The organism is Variovorax sp. Soil_C_12, from assembly GCF_057657375.1.
This window is the reverse complement of sequence record NZ_JBDGIO010000009.1, coordinates 162527-180132: the sequence shown is the minus strand read 5'-3', so window position 1 is coordinate 180132 and position 17606 is coordinate 162527. Positions and strand designations below refer to the sequence as shown.

At 68.4% G+C, this 17606-nt stretch carries 19 protein-coding genes; 3 read left to right on the top strand and 16 right to left on the bottom strand.

Going from position 1 to position 17606, the window contains the following annotated elements:
* Window positions 1–2: 2 nt before the first annotated feature.
* Together greB and AC3A6X_RS23650 are read right to left on the bottom strand one after the other, a co-directional pair.
* Window positions 3–575 carry a transcription elongation factor GreB gene (gene greB / locus AC3A6X_RS23655; protein ID WP_487844484.1) on the bottom strand — a complete coding sequence of 191 codons (573 nt, stop codon included), beginning with the start codon at window positions 573–575 and terminating at the stop codon, window positions 3–5.
* A gap of 161 nt (window positions 576–736) precedes the next feature.
* A complete protein-coding gene (locus AC3A6X_RS23650) occupies window positions 737–1009 on the bottom strand; it encodes a hypothetical protein (protein WP_487844483.1) in 273 nt (90 codons plus the stop codon).
* A gap of 327 nt (window positions 1010–1336) precedes the next feature.
* On the opposite strand from AC3A6X_RS23650, the gene AC3A6X_RS23645 reads away from it, so the two are divergent.
* Window positions 1337–1762, top strand: a complete 426-nt coding sequence (locus AC3A6X_RS23645; protein ID WP_487844482.1) for a nuclear transport factor 2 family protein — start codon at window positions 1337–1339, stop codon at window positions 1760–1762.
* A gap of 62 nt (window positions 1763–1824) precedes the next feature.
* Here the strand turns inward: AC3A6X_RS23645 and dhaK (AC3A6X_RS23640) are convergent, their stop codons facing one another.
* The 8 genes from dhaK (AC3A6X_RS23640) to AC3A6X_RS23605 are packed head-to-tail and all read right to left on the bottom strand — an operon-like array spanning window position 1825 to window position 8994.
* Window positions 1825–2808 (bottom strand): dihydroxyacetone kinase subunit DhaK, encoded by a 984-nt coding sequence (dhaK, locus tag AC3A6X_RS23640; RefSeq protein WP_487844481.1) that lies wholly within the window; start codon window positions 2806–2808, stop codon window positions 1825–1827.
* Complete coding sequence (gene dhaL / locus AC3A6X_RS23635) at window positions 2805–3437, bottom strand: dihydroxyacetone kinase subunit DhaL (protein ID WP_309967425.1); 633 nt, start codon at window positions 3435–3437, stop codon at window positions 2805–2807. Before dhaL ends, dhaK (AC3A6X_RS23640) begins: the two co-directional genes overlap by 4 nt.
* Window positions 3434–4465: an ABC transporter ATP-binding protein gene (locus AC3A6X_RS23630; RefSeq protein ID WP_487844480.1), complete on the bottom strand. Its 1032-nt coding sequence runs from the start codon at window positions 4463–4465 to the stop codon at window positions 3434–3436. The genes dhaL and AC3A6X_RS23630 overlap by 4 nt, the downstream gene beginning before the upstream one ends.
* Complete coding sequence (locus AC3A6X_RS23625) at window positions 4452–5564, bottom strand: ABC transporter ATP-binding protein (protein ID WP_487844479.1); 1113 nt, start codon at window positions 5562–5564, stop codon at window positions 4452–4454. The genes AC3A6X_RS23630 and AC3A6X_RS23625 overlap by 14 nt, the downstream gene beginning before the upstream one ends.
* A 1-nt stretch (window position 5565) precedes the next feature.
* On the bottom strand, window positions 5566–5745 hold the full coding sequence (locus AC3A6X_RS23620) for a hypothetical protein (protein WP_487844478.1): 180 nt from the start codon (window positions 5743–5745) through the stop codon (window positions 5566–5568).
* Window positions 5742–6689, bottom strand: a complete 948-nt coding sequence (locus tag AC3A6X_RS23615; protein ID WP_309967438.1) for a carbohydrate ABC transporter permease — start codon at window positions 6687–6689, stop codon at window positions 5742–5744. Before AC3A6X_RS23615 ends, AC3A6X_RS23620 begins: the two co-directional genes overlap by 4 nt.
* A complete protein-coding gene (locus tag AC3A6X_RS23610; protein ID WP_487844477.1) occupies window positions 6686–7633 on the bottom strand; it encodes a carbohydrate ABC transporter permease in 948 nt (315 codons plus the stop codon). Before AC3A6X_RS23610 ends, AC3A6X_RS23615 begins: the two co-directional genes overlap by 4 nt.
* 23 nt (window positions 7634–7656) lie before the next feature.
* Window positions 7657–8994 carry an ABC transporter substrate-binding protein gene (locus AC3A6X_RS23605; RefSeq protein WP_487844476.1) on the bottom strand — a complete coding sequence of 446 codons (1338 nt, stop codon included), beginning with the start codon at window positions 8992–8994 and terminating at the stop codon, window positions 7657–7659.
* 217 nt (window positions 8995–9211) lie between these two features.
* On the opposite strand from AC3A6X_RS23605, the gene AC3A6X_RS23600 reads away from it, so the two are divergent.
* Together AC3A6X_RS23600 and dhaK (AC3A6X_RS23595) are read left to right on the top strand one after the other, a co-directional pair.
* Entirely contained in the window at window positions 9212–10243 is a 1032-nt protein-coding gene (locus tag AC3A6X_RS23600) for a LacI family DNA-binding transcriptional regulator (protein ID WP_487844475.1), read from the top strand.
* 58 nt (window positions 10244–10301) lie between these two features.
* A complete protein-coding gene (dhaK, locus tag AC3A6X_RS23595; protein WP_487844474.1) occupies window positions 10302–11288 on the top strand; it encodes a dihydroxyacetone kinase subunit DhaK in 987 nt (328 codons plus the stop codon).
* A gap of 113 nt (window positions 11289–11401) precedes the next feature.
* Here dhaK (AC3A6X_RS23595) and yjjJ read toward each other — a convergent pair whose 3' ends face one another.
* From yjjJ to AC3A6X_RS23565, 6 genes are all read right to left on the bottom strand, one after another.
* Complete coding sequence (gene yjjJ / locus AC3A6X_RS23590; protein ID WP_487844473.1) at window positions 11402–12775, bottom strand: type II toxin-antitoxin system HipA family toxin YjjJ; 1374 nt, start codon at window positions 12773–12775, stop codon at window positions 11402–11404.
* A 97-nt stretch (window positions 12776–12872) separates the two neighbouring features.
* On the bottom strand, window positions 12873–13910 hold the full coding sequence (locus tag AC3A6X_RS23585; protein WP_487844472.1) for a branched-chain amino acid ABC transporter permease: 1038 nt from the start codon (window positions 13908–13910) through the stop codon (window positions 12873–12875).
* Between the two features lie 10 nt (window positions 13911–13920).
* Window positions 13921–14781, bottom strand: coding sequence for a branched-chain amino acid ABC transporter permease (locus AC3A6X_RS23580; RefSeq protein WP_487844471.1), 861 nt, complete (start codon window positions 14779–14781; stop codon window positions 13921–13923).
* Between the two features lie 19 nt (window positions 14782–14800).
* Window positions 14801–15508 carry an ABC transporter ATP-binding protein gene (locus AC3A6X_RS23575; protein ID WP_487844470.1) on the bottom strand — a complete coding sequence of 236 codons (708 nt, stop codon included), beginning with the start codon at window positions 15506–15508 and terminating at the stop codon, window positions 14801–14803.
* Between the two features lie 58 nt (window positions 15509–15566).
* Complete coding sequence (locus tag AC3A6X_RS23570; RefSeq protein ID WP_487844469.1) at window positions 15567–16286, bottom strand: ABC transporter ATP-binding protein; 720 nt, start codon at window positions 16284–16286, stop codon at window positions 15567–15569.
* On the bottom strand, window positions 16283–17539 hold the full coding sequence (locus AC3A6X_RS23565; RefSeq protein WP_487844468.1) for an ABC transporter substrate-binding protein: 1257 nt from the start codon (window positions 17537–17539) through the stop codon (window positions 16283–16285). Before AC3A6X_RS23565 ends, AC3A6X_RS23570 begins: the two co-directional genes overlap by 4 nt.
* Between the last annotated feature and the right edge of the window lie 67 nt (window positions 17540–17606).

Sequence of the window (17606 nt, the reverse complement as noted above, 5' to 3'; positions counted from 1 at the left end):
CTTCAGCCGGCCGCGGGCGACGGCGGCGGATAGCTCACCGACAACACCTCGATCTCATGTACGCCCCCGGGCGTCGCCAGCTTGACCACGTCGCCTTCGCGCGCCTTGATCAGGGCCCTGGCGATCGGGGAGATCCAGCTCACCTGGCCCTGTGCGCTCTCGGCCTCGTCGATGCCCATGATGGTCAGCTCACGCTCGTCGCCGGTCTCGTCTGCGTAGCGGACGGTGGCACCGAAGAAGACCTGGTCACGGCCATGGTGGACCGAAGGGTCCGTCACCTCGGCCACTTCGAGCCGTTTGGTCAGGAAGCGGATGCGCCGGTCGATCTCGCGCAAGCGCTTCTTGCCGTAGAGATAGTCGCCGTTCTCGGACCGGTCGCCGTTCTTGGCCGCCCAGTGAACGGCCTCGACCACCTTGGGCCGCTCGACGTCCATCAATTCGAGCAGCTCGTCGCGAAGACGGGCATAGCCCTGCGGCGTGATGTAGTTCTTGCCCCCGGCGGGCAGCGGCGGAACGCCGGCGGCGCCGTCATCGTCGTCGTCCGAATCGTTCTCTTTGGTGAATGCCTTGCTCATGGCGTGAAGCTAAGTTCCCACAAGAGCACAACATTACACGAGTTGATAGAGCGACCATCGCGAGCGCATGAGGCGAGGCCTGCAGACGTGGGCCGAGGAACTCTTGGCGGTCTTCGATCGCTCCCGGCTGACCCCCAAGGCTGGCATCGCCAGCGCTGTCCTCACTGCACGAACATCAGCACCAGCCGCTGCGCATCGTGCTCGGCGTCGCCCAGCGCATCGTCGACCGTCGCGCGCAGCTCGGCGCACACATGGACGACGCGCTCCTGAGACGCCTCGCGGATCTTCACCACCCCCGACCAGCCGCGCGGGTGCCGCTGGCAGTCCAGCAGCATGGTCTGGCCGTGCGCCTGTGCGAAGACGGACAGGCGCTGGCGCCGTCTCGGGGAGCGGCGCCAGATGCGGATGCAGGAGCTCAACAGGGCAGTGAACATGAGGAGCCTCGGATGGAAGGCGGGTCAGGTCATTGAACCCCCGCACGGCGGCGCGCGGAAGTGGCGGAAGTCACGCCACGCGCCCAGAACGCACGGAAGCTGGCGAAGCGTGCAAAAGAGCACGGCCTTCGGTGGCCTCACCGCGACATATTCACCGCGCGTCGGCCGGCGTGCAAGCGATTAGGCAGCGCGGCGGCATCTGTCCAAAGGCCGATTGCGGATTCCGCCGGATCCGGCGCAAGATGCGCGGGTCGTCAGTCGCTGGCGGCCGCAGGGCGACGCGGTCCGCTTTTCCGTGGAAGAAGAACCGTAGAACCGGAGGCACTCATGACCGAAGAAGAGAGCAACAACGTGGCGCTGCTCAAGAAGGGCTATGCGCTCTGGAACCAGTCCAAGGGCGACTGCGAGGGCGTCTCCTGCTGGATGGCGCTGCTCTCCGACGACGTGCAGTGGCGCTCGCTGGCCGCAGGCGCTGCCGGCATGGAATTCACCCGGGCCTGCCGCTCGAAGGACGAAGTGCAGAACTACTTCCAGGAGCTGGGCAAGGACTGGGAACTGCTCAGCTACAACGCGGACGAGTTCATCGCCCAGGGCGATCGCGTCGTGATGCTGGGCAGCTGCGAATGGAAGCACCGCGGCACCGGCAAGATCATGAAGTCGCCCAAGGCCGACGTGCATCGCCTTCGCGATGGCAAGGTCGTGGACTTCATGGAGTTCTACGACACCATCGCCGCGCAGGCTGCGACGACGTAGAGGCTGCGCCGGTACGGCATTGCGCGAACCGGCTTTCGCGCGCCCGCGCGGTCGAACGCCGCTTACCAGCGCAGCGCCGCCGTATGCACCGGCGCATCCCACAGCGCCAGCAGTTCGTCGTCCAGCAAGGTCACGGTCAGCGAAGCCCCGGCCATCTCCAGCGAAGTGGTGTAGTTGCCCACCAGCGAGCGCACCGGCGCCAGCCGCTCGGCCTTCAGGCGCCGGTTGGCCGCGTGGTGCAGCAGGTAGAGCTCCATCAGGGGCGTACCGCCGAAGCCGTTGACGTGCAGCAGTAGCTGCCGGCCGCGCTGCGGCTTCAGGTCGCCCAGGATCGCATCCAGCAGCGTGCGCACGATCTCGTCCGCGGGCATGTGGGCCGCACGCCGGCGGCCCGGCTCGCCGTGGATGCCGACGCCGATCTCGATCTCGTCGGGCCCGATGTCGAAGGTGGGCCGCCCCGCCGCCGGCACCGTGCAGCTTGTGAAGGCCACGCCCATCGAAGCGGTCGCCGCGTTCACGCGGTCGCCCAGCGCCTTGCACTCGGCCAGCGCCGCGCCCTGCTCGGCCAGCGCACCGACCATCTTCTCGACCACCAGCGTGCCCGCCACGCCGCGGCGGCCGGTGGTGTGGGTGGAGTTCTCGACCGCCACGTCGTCGTTGACCAGCACGGTGGCGTTCTCCGTCTCCAGCATCTCGGCCGCCATCTGGAAGTTCATGCCGTCCCCGGCGTAGTTCTTGACGATGAAGAGCACGCCCCGGTCGGTGTCGGCCGCGGCCGCGGCGGCCAGCATCTGGTCGGGCGTGGGGCTGGTGAAGACCTGGCCCGGGCACGCCGCATCGAGCATGCCGCGGCCCACGAAGCCGGCGTGCAGCGGCTCGTGGCCCGAGCCGCCGCCGGAGATCAGGGCCACCTTGTTCGCCGCGCCCTCGCGCCGGGCGACGAAGGTGGGCTCGAACTCGACGCGCAACAGCTGCGGGTGCGCCTCGATCAGGCCGCTCAGGGACTCGCGCAGCATCGAATCCACCTCGTTGACGAACTTCTTCATGCCGGCTCCTTGAGGGTGTCGCAGACCGCGGCGATGGCGACCTCGCAGGTCTTCGATCCGGGGTCGATGTGCCCGATGGCGCGTTCGCCGAGGAAGGAGGCACGGCCCTTGGTGGCGGTCATGTCGCGCGTGGCGAGCATGTTGCGATGCGCCTCGGCCGCGAGTTGCCCGCACAGCGCGGGCAGCGGCGCGCCCTGCTCGGCCAGGCGCTGCAGCAGCCGCGACACCGGGATCAGCACGTCGAGCATGGTCTTCTCGCCCAGGTCGGCCTTGCCGCGGCTCTTGATGGCCTCGACGCCGGCGGCGAAGGCGGCGGCGAACTGCACCCGGTCGGGCTCGGCGATGCCGGCCAGGCTCTTGCCCATCGCGATGAAGAAGCTCGAGATCAGGGGCCCCGAGGCGCCCCCGATGGTGGACAGCAGCTTCATGCCGATCTTGCCGAAGGCCTCGCCCGGCGGCAGCGGTGCGATCTCGCCGCGCAGGCCCATCAGCACCTCGCAGCCACGCCGCACGTTGATGAAATGATCGCCGTCGCCGATGGCGCGGTCCAGCGACTCGATCTGGCTCTCGTTGGCGAGGATGGCCGCCTGCACGGCCTCCACCGCCTCGATGATGTGTTGCGTCTTCATAGGCCTCCCGGATGTGCGGCGCCCGCCAGCCGGCGGCCGGCCGCGTCGAAGAAAAGGCAGCGCTCGGCCGGAAAGCCGAAGCGCGCCGGCGATCCCGGTGCGAGCGGCTGGTCGAGCATCACGCGCGCGTGCACCTCGATGCCCTGCCGCTCGGCCACCAGCTGGTGCTTCACCAGCGAGCACTCGATGACGCGGAAGCCCGCGGCCTCGCCCTCGGGGGACAGCCGCACGTCCTCCGGCCGGATCGCCACATGCGCAGTGCCGGCAGGCGCACGGCCCTCGAACCACTGCGCCGGCAGCACGTTGATGGCGGGCGAGCCCAGGCGCTGCGCCACCGGCAGGGTGCGCGGATCGCCGTAGACCTCCAGCGGCGTGCCGAGCTGCTGCAGCACGCCGCGCTCGAGGATGCCGATGCGGTCGGCCATGGTGGTGGCCTCGACGTGGTCGTGGGTCACGTAGATCACGGTGGCGCCGGTGCTGCGCTGGAGCCGGCGCAGCTCGACGCGCAGCTCCTCGCGCAGCTGCGCATCGAGCGAGGACAGCGGCTCGTCCATCAGGAACACGCGCGGCCGGCGCACCAGCGCGCGGCCGATCGCCACGCGCTGCATCTCGCCGCCCGAGAGCTCGGTGGCGCGGCGCGCGAGCTTGGCTTCGATGTGCAACAGGGCCGCCACCTCCTCCACGCGGCGCTTGACCTCGGCCGGTTCGCTGCGCCGCAGGGGCGATCGCAGAGGGAAGGCGAGGTTGTCGAACACGCTCAGGTGCGGGTAAAGCGAGTACTGCTGGAAGACGAAGGCGCAGTCGCGGCTTGCGGGGAGGCTGCCGGTGACGTCGTGGCCGTCCATGCGGACACACCCGGCATCGGGCCGCTCCAGGCCAGCAACGAGGCGCAGCGTGGTGGTCTTGCCCGCGCCGCTCGGGCCCAGCAGCACCAGGAATTCGCCGTCGGCGACGTGGAGGCTCAGCTCGCTCACGGCCTTGACCTCGCCGAAGGCGCGGCTCACGCCACTCAGTTCAATGCTGGCCATGGCACGGGCCCTCATGGAGTTGGCGCTTGTCGGCGCTGGGGAGCAGCTGCTCGGTGGCGGCGTCGAACAGCACCACGCGCGCGGTGTCGAAGGCCACGGCGACGCGCTCCCCCGGCACCGGGCGCTGCGATTTGTGGACCACCGCCTTCAGCGTGCCGGCCGCGGTGGCGAGCTCGGCGATCCAGTGCGAGCCGAAGTACTCGACGTGGCGCACCTCGGCGGCCAGCCCCTCTCCCTGCGCGCCCATGCACACATGCTCCGGCCGCACGCCGAGCACCGCGCCGGCCGCATCGGCCTGGGTGCGCGGCACCGCCACGCGCACGCCGGCCAGCGACACCGCTACGTCTCCTGCACGCACCGCGCCGGCGACCGGCAGGAAGTTCATCGGCGGCCGGCCGATGAAGCGCGCCACGAACATGCAGCTCGGCGCGTTGTAGATGCCGCCCGGCGTGTCGGACTGCAGGATCTCGCCGCGGTCCATCACCACGATGTGATCGGCCAGCGCCATCGCCTCGTTCTGGTCGTGGGTGACGAAGACGGTGGTGGTGGCGAGGCGTGCGTGCAGCTTGCGCAGCTCCACGCACATCAGCTCGCGGAACTCGGCATCGAGCGTGCCCAGCGGCTCGTCCATCAGGAAGGCCTGGGGCTGGCGCACGATGGCGCGGCCCAGCGCGACGCGCTGCCGGTCGCCGCCCGAGAGCCCGCCCACGCGCGCGCCCAGCAGGTGCTCGATGCGCAGGATGGCTGCCACGTCGGCCACGCGGCGGTCGATCTCGGCGCGCGGGAGTCCTTCGTTGCGCAGGGGGAACTCGAGGTTTCCCCGCACGCCCAGGTGCGGGTAGAGCGCGAAGAGCTGGAACACCATCGCGATGTCGCGCTCGCGCGGGCGCAAGTAGGTCACGTCCTGGCCGGCCAGCGTGATAGAGCCGGAGGTCGGGAACTCGAGGCCCGCGAGCATGCGCAGCGTGGTGGTCTTGCCGCAGCCCGAGGGGCCGAGCAGGACGACGAACTTGCCGTCTTCCAGCGTCAGCGTGGAGTCGCGCACGGCGACGAAGTCGCTGAAGCGCTTGTGCAGGTGGTGGATGCGGATCTCGGCCATCTCAGTGCAGCTTTCCGGCCACGGTGTAGCCGGCCACACCGGCCAGCAGCACGGCGAAGGACCAGCTGTAGATGTCCAGCGACCAGGGCTGCATCAGCATCGCGAGGCCCAGCCCGATCAGGACCATGCTGGCCGGCTCCCAGCGCGAACGGGCGAACCAGCGTCTCGTCGGCACATTCATTTGCGTATCGCTCCGAAGGTGATGCCGCGCAGCAGGTGCTTGCGCAGCAGCACGGTGAACACCAGCACCGGCAGCAGGAACAGGGTGGTGCCCGCGGCCATGGCGGGCCAGTCGAGGCCGCCCTCGCCGATGATGGTGGGGATGAAAGGCGGCGAGGTCTGCGCCGTGCCGCTGGTGAGCAGCAGCGCGAAGGCGTACTCGTTCCACGCGAAGATCAGGCAGAAGATGGCGGTGGTGGCGATGCCGGTGGCGGCCTGCGGCAGCACCACCTTCACGAAAGCCTGGAAGCGGGTGTAGCCGTCGACCATGGCAGCCTCCTCGTACTCGCGCGGGATCTCGTCCATGAAGCCCTTGAGCAGCCACACCGCGAGCGAGAGGTTGACCACCGTGTAGAGCAGGATCAGGCCCAGGTGCGTGTCCGACAGGCCGACCGCCCGGTACATCAGGTAGACCGGGATGGCCACCGCGATGGGCGGCATCATCCGCGTCGACAGAATGAAGAACAGCAGGTCGTCCTTGCCCGGCACGCGGAAGCGCGAGAAGGCGTAGGCCGCGAGCGTGCCCAGCACCACCGACAGGAAGGTCGAGCCGAATCCGATCAGCACCGAGTTGAGGTAGCGGTCGGCAAAGCGCGAGGGGCCGGCCAGAATCATCTGCTGCTCGCGCACCAGGCCCTCGTACCAGGTGGCGGGCGGGGGCAGCGCTGCCAGTTCCTGCGCGCCGACGCGCGAGCGGGTGGTGAAGAGGTTGACGTAGCCGATCAGCGAGGGCTGCGCCACCACCTGCGGCGGGTAAGCGATCGCGTCCTGCGGCGTGCGGAAGCTGGTCATCAGGATCCACACCAGCGGGATCAGCGAGATCAGCGCGTAGCCGATCACGACGATGCCGGCGAAGGCCTTGGCGCGCGGCGTCGGGTCCAGCGGACTGTGCACGGTGTTTTTCATCGCTGCTTCACCCGGTCGAGAAAGCGCACCGTCACGAGCGAGAGCCCGTAGATGGCCACGAAGAGGATGATGGCCAGCGCCGAGCTGTAGCCGGTGCGCCATTTCTCGAAGGCCTCGCGCTTGAGCTTGATCGAGGCCAGCTCGGTCACCGAGCCCGGCCCGCCGTTGGTGAGCTGGTCCACCAGGTCGAACATCTTGAAGTTCTCGATCAGGCGGAACAGCACCGCGAGGATGATGAAGGGCATCACCATCGGCAGCGTGATGCGCCAGAACTTGGTCCATTCGCTGGCACGGTCGATCTCGGCGGCCTCGTAGAGGTAGGGTGGGATCGAGCGCAGGCCGGCCAGCAGCAGCAGCATCACGTAGGGCGTCCACATCCAGGTGTCGACCAGCACGATGGCCCAGGGCGAGAGCTGCGTGTCGCCCAGCATGGTGAAGCTGCCGCGGCCGCCGAAGAAGTTGACGATGTAGTTGAAGATGCCGTACTGCGGCTCGAAGAAGTACTTCCAGAAAGTGCCGACCACCGCCGGCGCCAGCATCATCGGCAGCAGGATGGCGGTGCTCCAGAAGCTGTGACTCCTGAAGCGCCGGTTCAGCATCAGCGCCAGGCCGAAGCCCAGCAGCAGCTGCAGCGTGATCGAGCAGGTCAGGAAGTGCGCGGTGGCGCGCATGTTCTCCCAGATCGCCTCGTCGTTGAGCACCCGCGAGTAGTTGCCGAGGCCAACCCACAGCACATCGGCGCCGGGCCGGTTGGCGCGGTAGTTGGTGAAGGACAGCCAGATCGTCCAGACCAGCGGGAAGATGTTGAAGGCCAGCAGCAGCAGGATGGTCGGGCCGACGAAGAGCCAGGCGAGGGCCCGGTCGGAAAGGCCCTGGGCCAGCCGCACGGCGGGGGCCTCGACAGGCTCCGCGCGAACCGCGGCGGCCAAAGGGATGGCGCTCATGCTGGGGCCCGCCGTGTCGCGCTTCAAGGCTTGATCTTCCCGTCTTCCTTGAAGACCTCGGTCCAGTCCTTGAGCAGGCCGTCCATCGCCTCCTGCGGCGTGCCCTTGCCGGCCACCACGTAGTCATGCGTGCGCTTCTGCATCGCCAGCAGCAGCTGGGCGTAGCTGGGCTCCTGCCAGAAGTCCTTGACGATCTTCATCGAATCGAGGAACACCGGCGCGTATGACGTGCTCTTCTCGAAGCCCGGCTTGGACAGCACCGCGTTGTGGCAGGAGAAGCCGCCCGCGTCCCACCACTTCTGCTGCACGGCGGGCTGTGCGAACCACTTGATGTACTCGAGCGCCAGCTCCTTCTTGTCGGAGTACTTCACGACCGAGATGCCCTGGCCGCCCAGCTGCGCGGCCGCGATCCTGGCCTTGGGCATGGTGAAGAAGCCGGTCTTCTCGCCGCCGACGTTCGGGTCCTTCGCGATGCCGGGGAAGAAGGCGATGAAGTTCATCTGCATTGCGACCTGGCCCGACTTGTAGGAGTCCAGGTCCTCGGTCATGTAGGCATTGGAATGCCCGGGCGGGGTGCAGCAGTCGAACAGCTCCTTGTAGAACTTGAGCCCGGCCACGGCCTCGGGCCCGTTGATGAAGCCTTTCATGTCGTACGGCTTCTTCGGGTTGTCGTACTGCATGCCGTACGCGTACAGGACGTTGGTCACGCCCATGGTGATGCCCTCGGAGCCGCGCTCGGTGTAGAGGGCCGCGCCGTAGACCTTCTTGCCGTCGATGGTGCGGTTCTGGAAGAACTGGCCGATCTGCTTGAACTCGTCCCAGGTCGTGGGCGGGGCGAGCTCGCGGTTGTATTTGGTCTTGAACTCGGCCTGCAGCTCGGGCCGCGCGAACCAGTCCTTCCGGTAGGTGAAGGCCACCGCGTCGCCCATCGCGGGCAGCGCCCAGTAGTTCTTCGTGCCCTTGGGCCAGGTCGAGTAGCCCTCGACGGTGGCGGGCATGAAGTCGCTCATCCTGATGCCGTTCTTGTCGAAGAACTCGTTGAGCTTGATGTAGTGGCCCTCGGTGGCGGCCGAGCCGATCCACTGGCTGTCGCCGATCAGCAGGTCGCACAGCTTGCCCTTGGAGTTGAGCTCGTTGAGCATGCGCTGCGCGAAGTTGGGCCAGGGCACGAACTCGTACTTCATCTGCACGCCGGTCTGCGCGGTGAAGTCTTTCGACAACTCCACCAGCGCATTGGCCGGGTCCCAGGCCGCCCAGCACAGCGTGAGCTGCTTGGTCTGCGCCTGCGCGGCGCCCGAAGCCAAGCCCAGCGCCGCGAGCAGTGCCGCGGCCAAAGTCGATCGCCTGTTCAAGCTCTTCATGTGCTCATCTCCTGTGTTGGGGTGACATGGCGGGCGGCGGGTGCCGCGGAAGGAACTGGATTGAAGAATAAAGATGGCAATAAATAAATCAATCACCGCAAACCCTAAGACCATATGCCTTTGCCAAGCGAGGTCTGCCGGGCCCGGGATAGCCCGGTGCGCCAGGTCGGGAAGATCGGCGACACTCCTGATTGATTTATTGAGGCGCTTTTCGCACTTGGCCACTTCCGTCACCATCACCCAGATCGCCGAGGCCGCCGGCGTCAGCACCGCCACCGTGGACCGCGTGCTGAACAGCCGTCCCGGCGTCAACCCGGTCACCGTGCAGCGCGTGCGCGATGCGATGAAGGAGCTGGGGGGCGCCCTGCCGATGCGCGGCCGGCCGCGCTCGACCGAGAGCTACCGCTTCGCCTTCGTGCTGCCTTCGACCCGACGCGGCTTCTTCGACCTGGTGGACCGCGTGGTCGCGCAGGCGGCCGGCGACTTCCGCCACCAGCACATCACCGAGGTGACGCGCCGCCTGCCGGCCCACGATGCCGGCGCCTTCGCCGAGGAACTTGCGCGGCTGGCGGACATGGACGGCATCGCCCTGCTCGCGCCCGACACGCCGGCCGTCAAGCTGGCCGTCAACGAGCTGGTGCGCAGCGGCGTGCACGTGGTCACCCTGTTCTCCGACGTCGCAGGCTCGATGCGCGAGACCTTCATCGGCGCCGACAACCGCGCCGCCGGGCGCACTGCGGGCCTGCTGCTCGGGCGCGAGGCGCCGGCCGGCCAGGGCCATTGCGCGCTGCTGTCGCCGGCGACGCGCTACGCTGCCGAGATCGACCGCGGCATCGGCTTCGCGCAGGTGCTGGAGGAGCGCTTCGCCGGCGCCACGCTGCTGCGCGTGGACGACATGCCGGAGTCCGAGGACGAGGCCTACCGCCGCGCGCGCGAGACGCTGGACCCGAAAGCCACCGGCGGGCGGCTGACGGCGGTCTACAACGTCGGCCCCGGCAGCCACGGCGTGCACCGCGCGCTGGCCGAGCACGGCTATGACGCATCGCTGGGCATGGTTGCGCACGACCTGCTCGACATGCACCGCACGATGCTGATCTCCGGCGCGCTGACTTTCGTGCTGCACCAGGACGTGCACTACGCCGTGACCACCGCCGCGCGCGTGCTGCGTGCCCTGTGCGAAGGGGTGCGCGGCGCGCTGGCGGTCAGCAACCCCCGGGTCGACATCCTCACTGCGGAGAACCTCGCATGACAGCCGCGCACGATCGCCCGACCATGCTCCCTTTACCTTCGCCCCGCGAGGATCTGCGATGAAGAAATTCATCAACTATGTCGACGATGCGGTCGTCGAGAGCCTGTCGGGCCTCGCATCGGCGCACGAGGCGCTGCTCGCCGTCGAGTTCGATCCCACCTTCGTCTGCCGGCGCACGCCCAAGAAGGACGCGGTGGCGGTGGTGTCCGGTGGCGGCTCGGGCCATGAGCCGCTGCACACGGGCTATGTGGGCCGCGGCATGCTCGACGCGGCCTGCCCGGGCCAGGTCTTCACCTCGCCCACGCCCGACCAGTGGATGGCCGCGGCGCACCGCGTCAACGCCGGCCGCGGCGTGCTCTTCATCGTCAAGAACTACGCCGGCGACCGCCTCAATTTCCAGATGGCGAGCGACATGCTGGTCGACCTTGACCACCTGATGGTGGTGGTGGACGACGACGTCGCCATCGACCACTCGACGCACGCCAGCGGCCGGCGCGGCGTGGCCGGCACGCTGATCGTCGAGAAGATGGTCGGCGCAGCGGCCGAGGCCGGCGCCGACCTGTTCGAGTGCAAGGCGCTGGGCGACCGCGTCAACAGTTGCACCGCCTCGATGGGCGTGGCCTTCAACAGCTGCATCGTGCCGGCCTCCGGCGTGGCCACCTTCGAGATCGGCGAGCACGAGATGGAGATGGGCGTGGGCATCCACGGCGAGCCGGGCCGGCAACGCCTGCCCTTCGCGCCGGCGGTCGAGATCGTCGACCTTCTGCTCGACCCCATCCTCAAGGACCTCTCGCTCGCGCGCGGCCGCGAAGTGCTGCTGCACGTCAACGGCCTGGGCGGCACGCCGCTGATGGAGCTCTACCTGCTTCAGCACCACGCGCGCCGGCGGTTGGCCGCCGAGGGGCTGGTGGTGGCGCGCACGCTGGTGGGCAACCACACGACCTCGCTGGAGATGGCCGGCGCCTCGCTGACCGTGACCGCGCTGGACGAAGAGGCCAAGCGGCTGTGGGATGCGCCGGTGCACACGCCCGCGCTGCGTTGGTAGCCGGCGCCTGGCCGGCTACGATGCGCCGGCGCCCACCGGCAAGTCCTTCGGGCTGGCGGGGCATCCGGCGGCGATGCGGGGGCGGCTCACGCATTGAGCGTCGCCACCCCGAGTCAACTCGGCCGTTCCCGCTGAAAGACCGGCTCGCGCGCGCCGGGCTGCTGCGGTTGTTCATGCGCCTCCAGGCTGCGCGCGTGCCGCCTGGCCGTCTGACGGAACGCGCTCGAAATTCGCTTCTCCGCAGCCACGCTGCGCCAGAACGCGATCGCGAGCTTCCTGGCTGCGTCCCACACCCGCAGTGTGTCTGCCGTGGGCGCCAGCTTTCCCGGGTCGAAGTCCTCGCGCGACACCAGCTCGCCCGCCACGGGCGCATAGATCATGGGCAGGGTGTCGTAGGCTGGCGCCAGAGCCCAGCTGCCCGAAGGATCGATGACGAGGGAGATGTTCCCGTAGTGCCGGTCGGTGTTGCCGATCAGTTGCCCATACGCCTCCAGCAGCCGGAGCCGGTCGGCATCGCTCGGGCGCATCAGGCCGCGGGTGCTCATGCGCTCGGCGGTGGCCGCCCAGTTGTCGATGTGGCCGATGTATTCGCTGTCGAAGGCCAGCAAAGAGACCATGCCGATGCGGCCGCGCGGCGTGCGGTCGAAGCGCTCCACTTCGAGCAGGGTACGGCCGCCACCGCTGAAGATGCGCGTCTTCGCCGCGGGCACGCCGGCCTCGTTCAGCGTCTCCAGGGCCAGGTGCTCGCACACCAGCAGATCCGCCCACCGACGCTCGGGCGCGGAGCCGCCAGCAGGCGAGAACTTGACGATCACGGGCTGGCCGTCCTCCCGGACGGTGCAGAACTTGGGCTGCTCGCCGCCCGCGGAAGACCCGGGCAGCGCGCCATGCATCGCGGCCTCGGCCAACTCGGGATACCTGCTGGGAGGCACTCGATCGGCCGGCGGTGCGTGCATGAAGCGCTCGAAAGCCTGCGCACCGATGATCAGGTTGCCCGGCAAGTCCTCGCCGGCCTGGCACAGCGCCTTGAGAACGTCATCGTCCGTCCAATGCTCGGGGTTGTCGGCCAGGCGCAGGTCCTTCCGGGCATGCGCGAACGCACGCCCCAGGAAGCCCTGGGGCCGCATGTCGGTCAGGAACCAGGGGAGACCGTCGTGCAGTTGCGCGAGAGGCGGATCGAACTCCTCGACCCAGCATCGGCCACGCATGGACGGGATCAACGCGCCGAATTCCGAGACCTTGCCCCTACCGTCCACCTTCATGATCGGAATCGTCCCGGTGGTGCCCACACCCTCCACAGGGCGCGGCATGACATAGGCCTGGTTTCGTGCGCGCCCGACCTTGAGTACCTCGCCCGCGGCAAGCAGCGGCGCCAGGGCGCGCGAAATGGAAGCCTGGCTGGCTCCGGCGACCTGCTGCAGCTCGGGGCTTCGGGCAGCACCGCCCGCCTGGAGCGCTTGGCGAACGCGCTCCGTCAGGTCGCTCATGTGAATAGATCGAGATCTTCAAACTTCATTTGGGAAATCGACAGATTGAATAGATATTTGAATAGTAATTCGAATAAATTCTGCCGTCAAACTGCACTCAGCGCCTCGGCGTGCGCGCGCCATCCACCAGCACCCGCTGCGTCGGAAACAGCGACCACCCCCACCGCTGCTGCGCATACCCCCACAGCCCCTGCTTGAAGAAGATGGTCACCACGATCGCCAGCAGCCCCAATCCCAGCAGGTACCAGGTCCCGTAGTCGCTCAAGAACTTGTTGAGCGCCCAGAAAATCAACGCCCCCACCAGCGGCCCCTCGATGCGCCCGATGCCGCCGATCACCACCATGAAGATCGCGAAGGCCGTCCAGTTCACGCTGAAGGCGGCGTCGGGGCTGATGCGCAGGTTGCCGACGAAATAGAGGGCGCCCGCCAGGCCCGCACCGAAGGCCGCCACCACATACACGGCCAGCTTCATGCGCACCACTGGGATGCCCTGCGACTCGGCCGCCACCTCGTTGTCGCGGATGGCGAGCAAAGCCAGGCCGCGCTTGCTGCGCAGGAACAGGTAGACCAGCGCGATGGCCGCCACCACGCAGACCAGCGCCATCCAATAGGTCACGCTCTCGCGCGTCGCACGCTCGATGCCGCGCAGCGCCGTCAACGTGGTACCCGAGCCGCCGCCCACGGCGGACACGTTGGCGAAGCTGAGGCGGAACACCTCCGCGATGACCCAGGTGCCGATGGCGAAGTAACCGCCTGAGAGCCGGAACGCGACGAAGGACACCGGCACCGCGACCAGCGCCGCGGCCAGTGCGCCCAGGGGAATCGCGATGAAGGGATTCACGCCCGCGAAGTTGCCCAGCATGAGCATCACGTAGCCGCCGAAGCCGAAGAAGGCCTGCTGCCCGATGCTGACCATGCCGCCGTAACCGGCGAGCAGGTTCCACATGATCGCGAAGATGAGGTAGCAGGCGATCTCGACGAACTCGCGCATCCAGCTCGACTCGCCCCAGAAGGGCAGCGTGGCGGCGAGCAAGGCAAGCGCGACGGCCACGCCGAGCGCGGCCCGGCTGGCGGCGGTGCTGCGCACCACGTCGAAGACCGCAGGCGGGGTGGCCGCGGCGAGGGGTGGGTTCAAGGTCATCGCATCAGCCTCGCGTCTTGGGGAACAGCCCCTGCGGCCGGAGCACCAGCACGATCAGGAACACGATGTGGCCGACCCAGATGCCCCAGCCCGGATCGAGCCGGAAGCCGATCTGCTGCGTGATGCCCAGGATCATCGCGCCGGCCAGCGTGCCCCAGAAGGAGCCCATGCCGCCGATGATCACGGCCTCGAAGGCGAACAGCAGCAGCAGCGGCCCGTCAGAGGGCGAGACCGTGGTGCGCATGCCCTGCAGCGCGCCGGCTACGGCGATCAGCACGAAGGCAATGGCGGTGGCGAAGGCATAGACCTTCTTCGCGTCCAGCCCCATCAGCTCGGCGATCTCGCGGTCGTCCGACACGGCGCGGAAGGAGCGGCCCAGCGCGGTGCGCGCGAACAGCCATTGCAGCCCGGCGGTGGCGGCGACCGCGATCGCGAGGATCACCAGCGGCAGCACGCCCAGCGAGAGCGCGTCCCCGAGGGCGAGGCCCTGCGTGTTGAGGCCGCCGGTCTCGATCGATCGCGGGTCGGCCGAGAACAGCTCCAGCAGCAGGTTCTGGATCACGATCGAGAGCCCGAAGGTCACGACCAGCGAGGGCAGCGGGTCCTTGCCGAGCGTGCCGTTGAGCACGTAGCGCTGCAGCGCGTAGCCGAAGCCGAAGGCCAGCGGCAGCACGGTAAGCGCGACGGCGAAGGGCGCGCCGCCCGCCAGCGTGGTGCCGGCGACGACCGCGAAGGCGCCGAGGATGATGAAGTCGCCCTGCGCGGTGTTGGTGAGGCGCATGACGCCGAACATCAGCGACTGGCCCAGCGCGAAGAGCGTGTAGAGGCCGCCCAGGAGGATGCCTTGGAGGAGGATTTCGATCATGGTGTGGCGCGCCCCGTCTTCATTCCAAGACGCCGAAGTAGGCCTGCGAGATCTGTTCGCGCGAGAGCGCGTCGGAGCGGCCGGTGAGCGAGACGCGGCCCTCCTGCAGGCAGTAGATGCGCTGCGACACGCGCTGGGCCATGGTCAGGTCCTGCTCGACGATCACCACCGTCATGCCCTCGCCGGTGATGGCGGGCATCGCAGCGTAGATCTCGCGGATCACGATCGGCGCCAGGCCGAGCGAAAGCTCGTCGCACAGGAGCAGTTCGGGGTTGCTCATCAGCGCGCGGCCCAGCGCCACCATCTGCTGCTGGCCGCCCGAGAGCTCGGTGCCGGGGTTGTGGCGCTTCTCGGCCAGGATGGGGAAGAGGCCGTAGAGGCGCTGCAGGTTCCATGGGCCCTTGCGGCCCGAGAGGCCGCCGATCAGCAGGTTTTCCTCGACGCTGAGGCTGGGGAAGAGGCGGCGGCCCTCGGGCACCATCGCGAGGCCGCGCTTGACGATCTCGCCGGGCGGCAGGCCGCCGATGGTCTCGCCCTTGAAGCGCACCGCCTCGCGGGGGGCGCGCACCAGGCCCGTGAGGCACTTGAGCAGCGTGGACTTGCCCGCACCATTGGCACCGATGATCGCGACCAGCTCGCCCTGGGCGAGGGAGAGGTCGATGCCGAAGAGGGCCTGGGCGTCGCCGTAGAAGGCCTGGAGGCGGTGGGCTTCGAGCAGCGCGGTCATTGGGTAACCTCCGCGCTGCGCGCTGCGGTGCTATTCGACTTGGGAGCGGCCCGGTGTCTCATGCTTCCATTCCCATGTAGACCCGCCGCACTTCCGCATCGCCCATCACCGCCCGCGGCTCCCCTTCCGCCAGTTTCTGCCCAAAGTTGATGACGAACAGCCGATCGGCCAGCGACAGCAGTGCATGCACCACGTGCTCGATCCAGATCATGGTCACGCCGCGTGCCTTGATGCGCTTGAGCTCCTCCACCAGCAGCCTGGCCTCGGGCTCGGTCAGCCCGCCCGCGATCTCGTCCAGCAGCAGCAGCTTGGGCCGCGTCGCGAGCGCGCGTGCCAGCTCCAGCCGCTTGCGGTCCAGCAGTGTGAGCCCGCCGGCCGGCTTGTTGGCATGCGCCATCAGCCCGGTCTCGGACAGTACCTCGTGGGCTGTCTTCCAGGCCTCCCGCTCGGGCTGGCCGCCGCCGAAGCAGGCGGCCGTGACCAGGTTCTCGAACACGCTCATGTTCCCAAAGGGCTGCGGCACCTGGTAGCTGCGGCCGATGCCGGCATGGCAGCGCTGGTGCGGCTTGAGGCCGGTGACGTCACGCCCCTCGTACTCCACGCGCCCCGCATCGACGCGCACGTCGCCCGAGATCAGGTTGAACAGCGTGGTCTTGCCCGCGCCGTTCGGCCCGAGGATGCCCAGGGTCTCGCCCTCCGCCACCGCGAGCGTGATGTCGTCGGTGACCTTGAGCGCGCCGTAGGACTTGCGCACGCCGTGCAGCGCGAGAAGCGTCATGACAGCAGCTGCAATGTGCCCGTGGCCGGGATGTTCTTCGCGGCCTCGTTGTTGATGATGCTCAGCTCGACCTTGTATTTCTGGCCCTTGTTCCACTGGCCCAGCACCAGCGGCGTCTTGCTCACGTTCTTGAAGGGCCCCTGCCCGCCCCACTTCACCGGGCCGACCACCGTATCGAGCGAAGTTGCCGCGACGGCGTCGCGCACGTCGCCCGCCTTGGTCGACTTGGCGCGCGAGAGCGCGTTGGAGGCGACCTCGAACAGCGCATGCGCGAAGCCGATGGGCTGCGTCCACTGCTTCTTCGCGCCGGCCTCGTAGGCCTCGGCCAGCGACTTCGCGCTCTGCTTCGTCAGGCTCGACGTGAAGGGATGAGAAGGGCTCCACCACACCTCCGTGGACAGGCCGTAGCCCAGCTCGCCCAGCGCCTCGATCGCGCCCGGGAACAGCAGCGCCTTGCCCAGCGTGACGACCTTGGGCTTGAAGCCCTGTTGCCGGGCCTGCGTGAGGAAGGTCTTGGCATCGGGCGGGATCACCACGCCGGTCACGATCTCGACGTTGTCGCGCTTGAAGGCCGCGATCTGCGCGCTGAAATCCTGCGTGCCGTTCTGGAAGCGGCCCGGGTCGGTGAGCGTGAAGCCCATCTGCGACAGCGGCTTCGGAAAGCCGAGCTCCTTGTCACCCCAGGCGTTGCCGTCGCCGTCGTTGGGGAACAGCCCGCCCACCTTCTTGTTGGTGCTGACCGTCTTCCAGCCGTTGGTGAAGTTGGCGATGACGTCCTCCAGCCCCCAGAACAGGTGGTAGGTCCAGGCAAAGCCCTTGGCCGGATCGCCCTTGCGGCCGAAGAACCAGGGCTGCCAGGGCACCACGCTGGAGACGCAGGGCACTTCGTTGAGCTCGCAGGCGTCGCTCACCGGGTTGGCGGTCTCGGGCGTGCCGGCGGTAAGCACCAGCGCGACCTTGTCCTTGAGGATCAGGTCGTTGGCGACCTCGCCCGCGCGGTTGGGATTGGACTGGCTGTCCTTGAGCACGATCTGCACCGCGTACTTCTTCCCGCCGACGCCGATGCCGTCCTTGAAGGCGGTCTTCATCTGGTCGATGACCCACTTGTCGGCCTCGCCGAAGGGCGCGAGCGGGCCGGTCTGCGGCGAGACGTAACCGATCTTGAGCGTGTCGGCGGCGAACACCAGCGGCGCGGCGCCGCCGGCGGCCAGGGCGGCCGCGGCCTGGGTGAACTGTCTGCGATTGAGGGTCATGGTGGTCTCCTTCTTCGTTGTCTACCTGCACAAAATCAGTTCTCGGCCGGGCGGTGCGCCCTCGTGA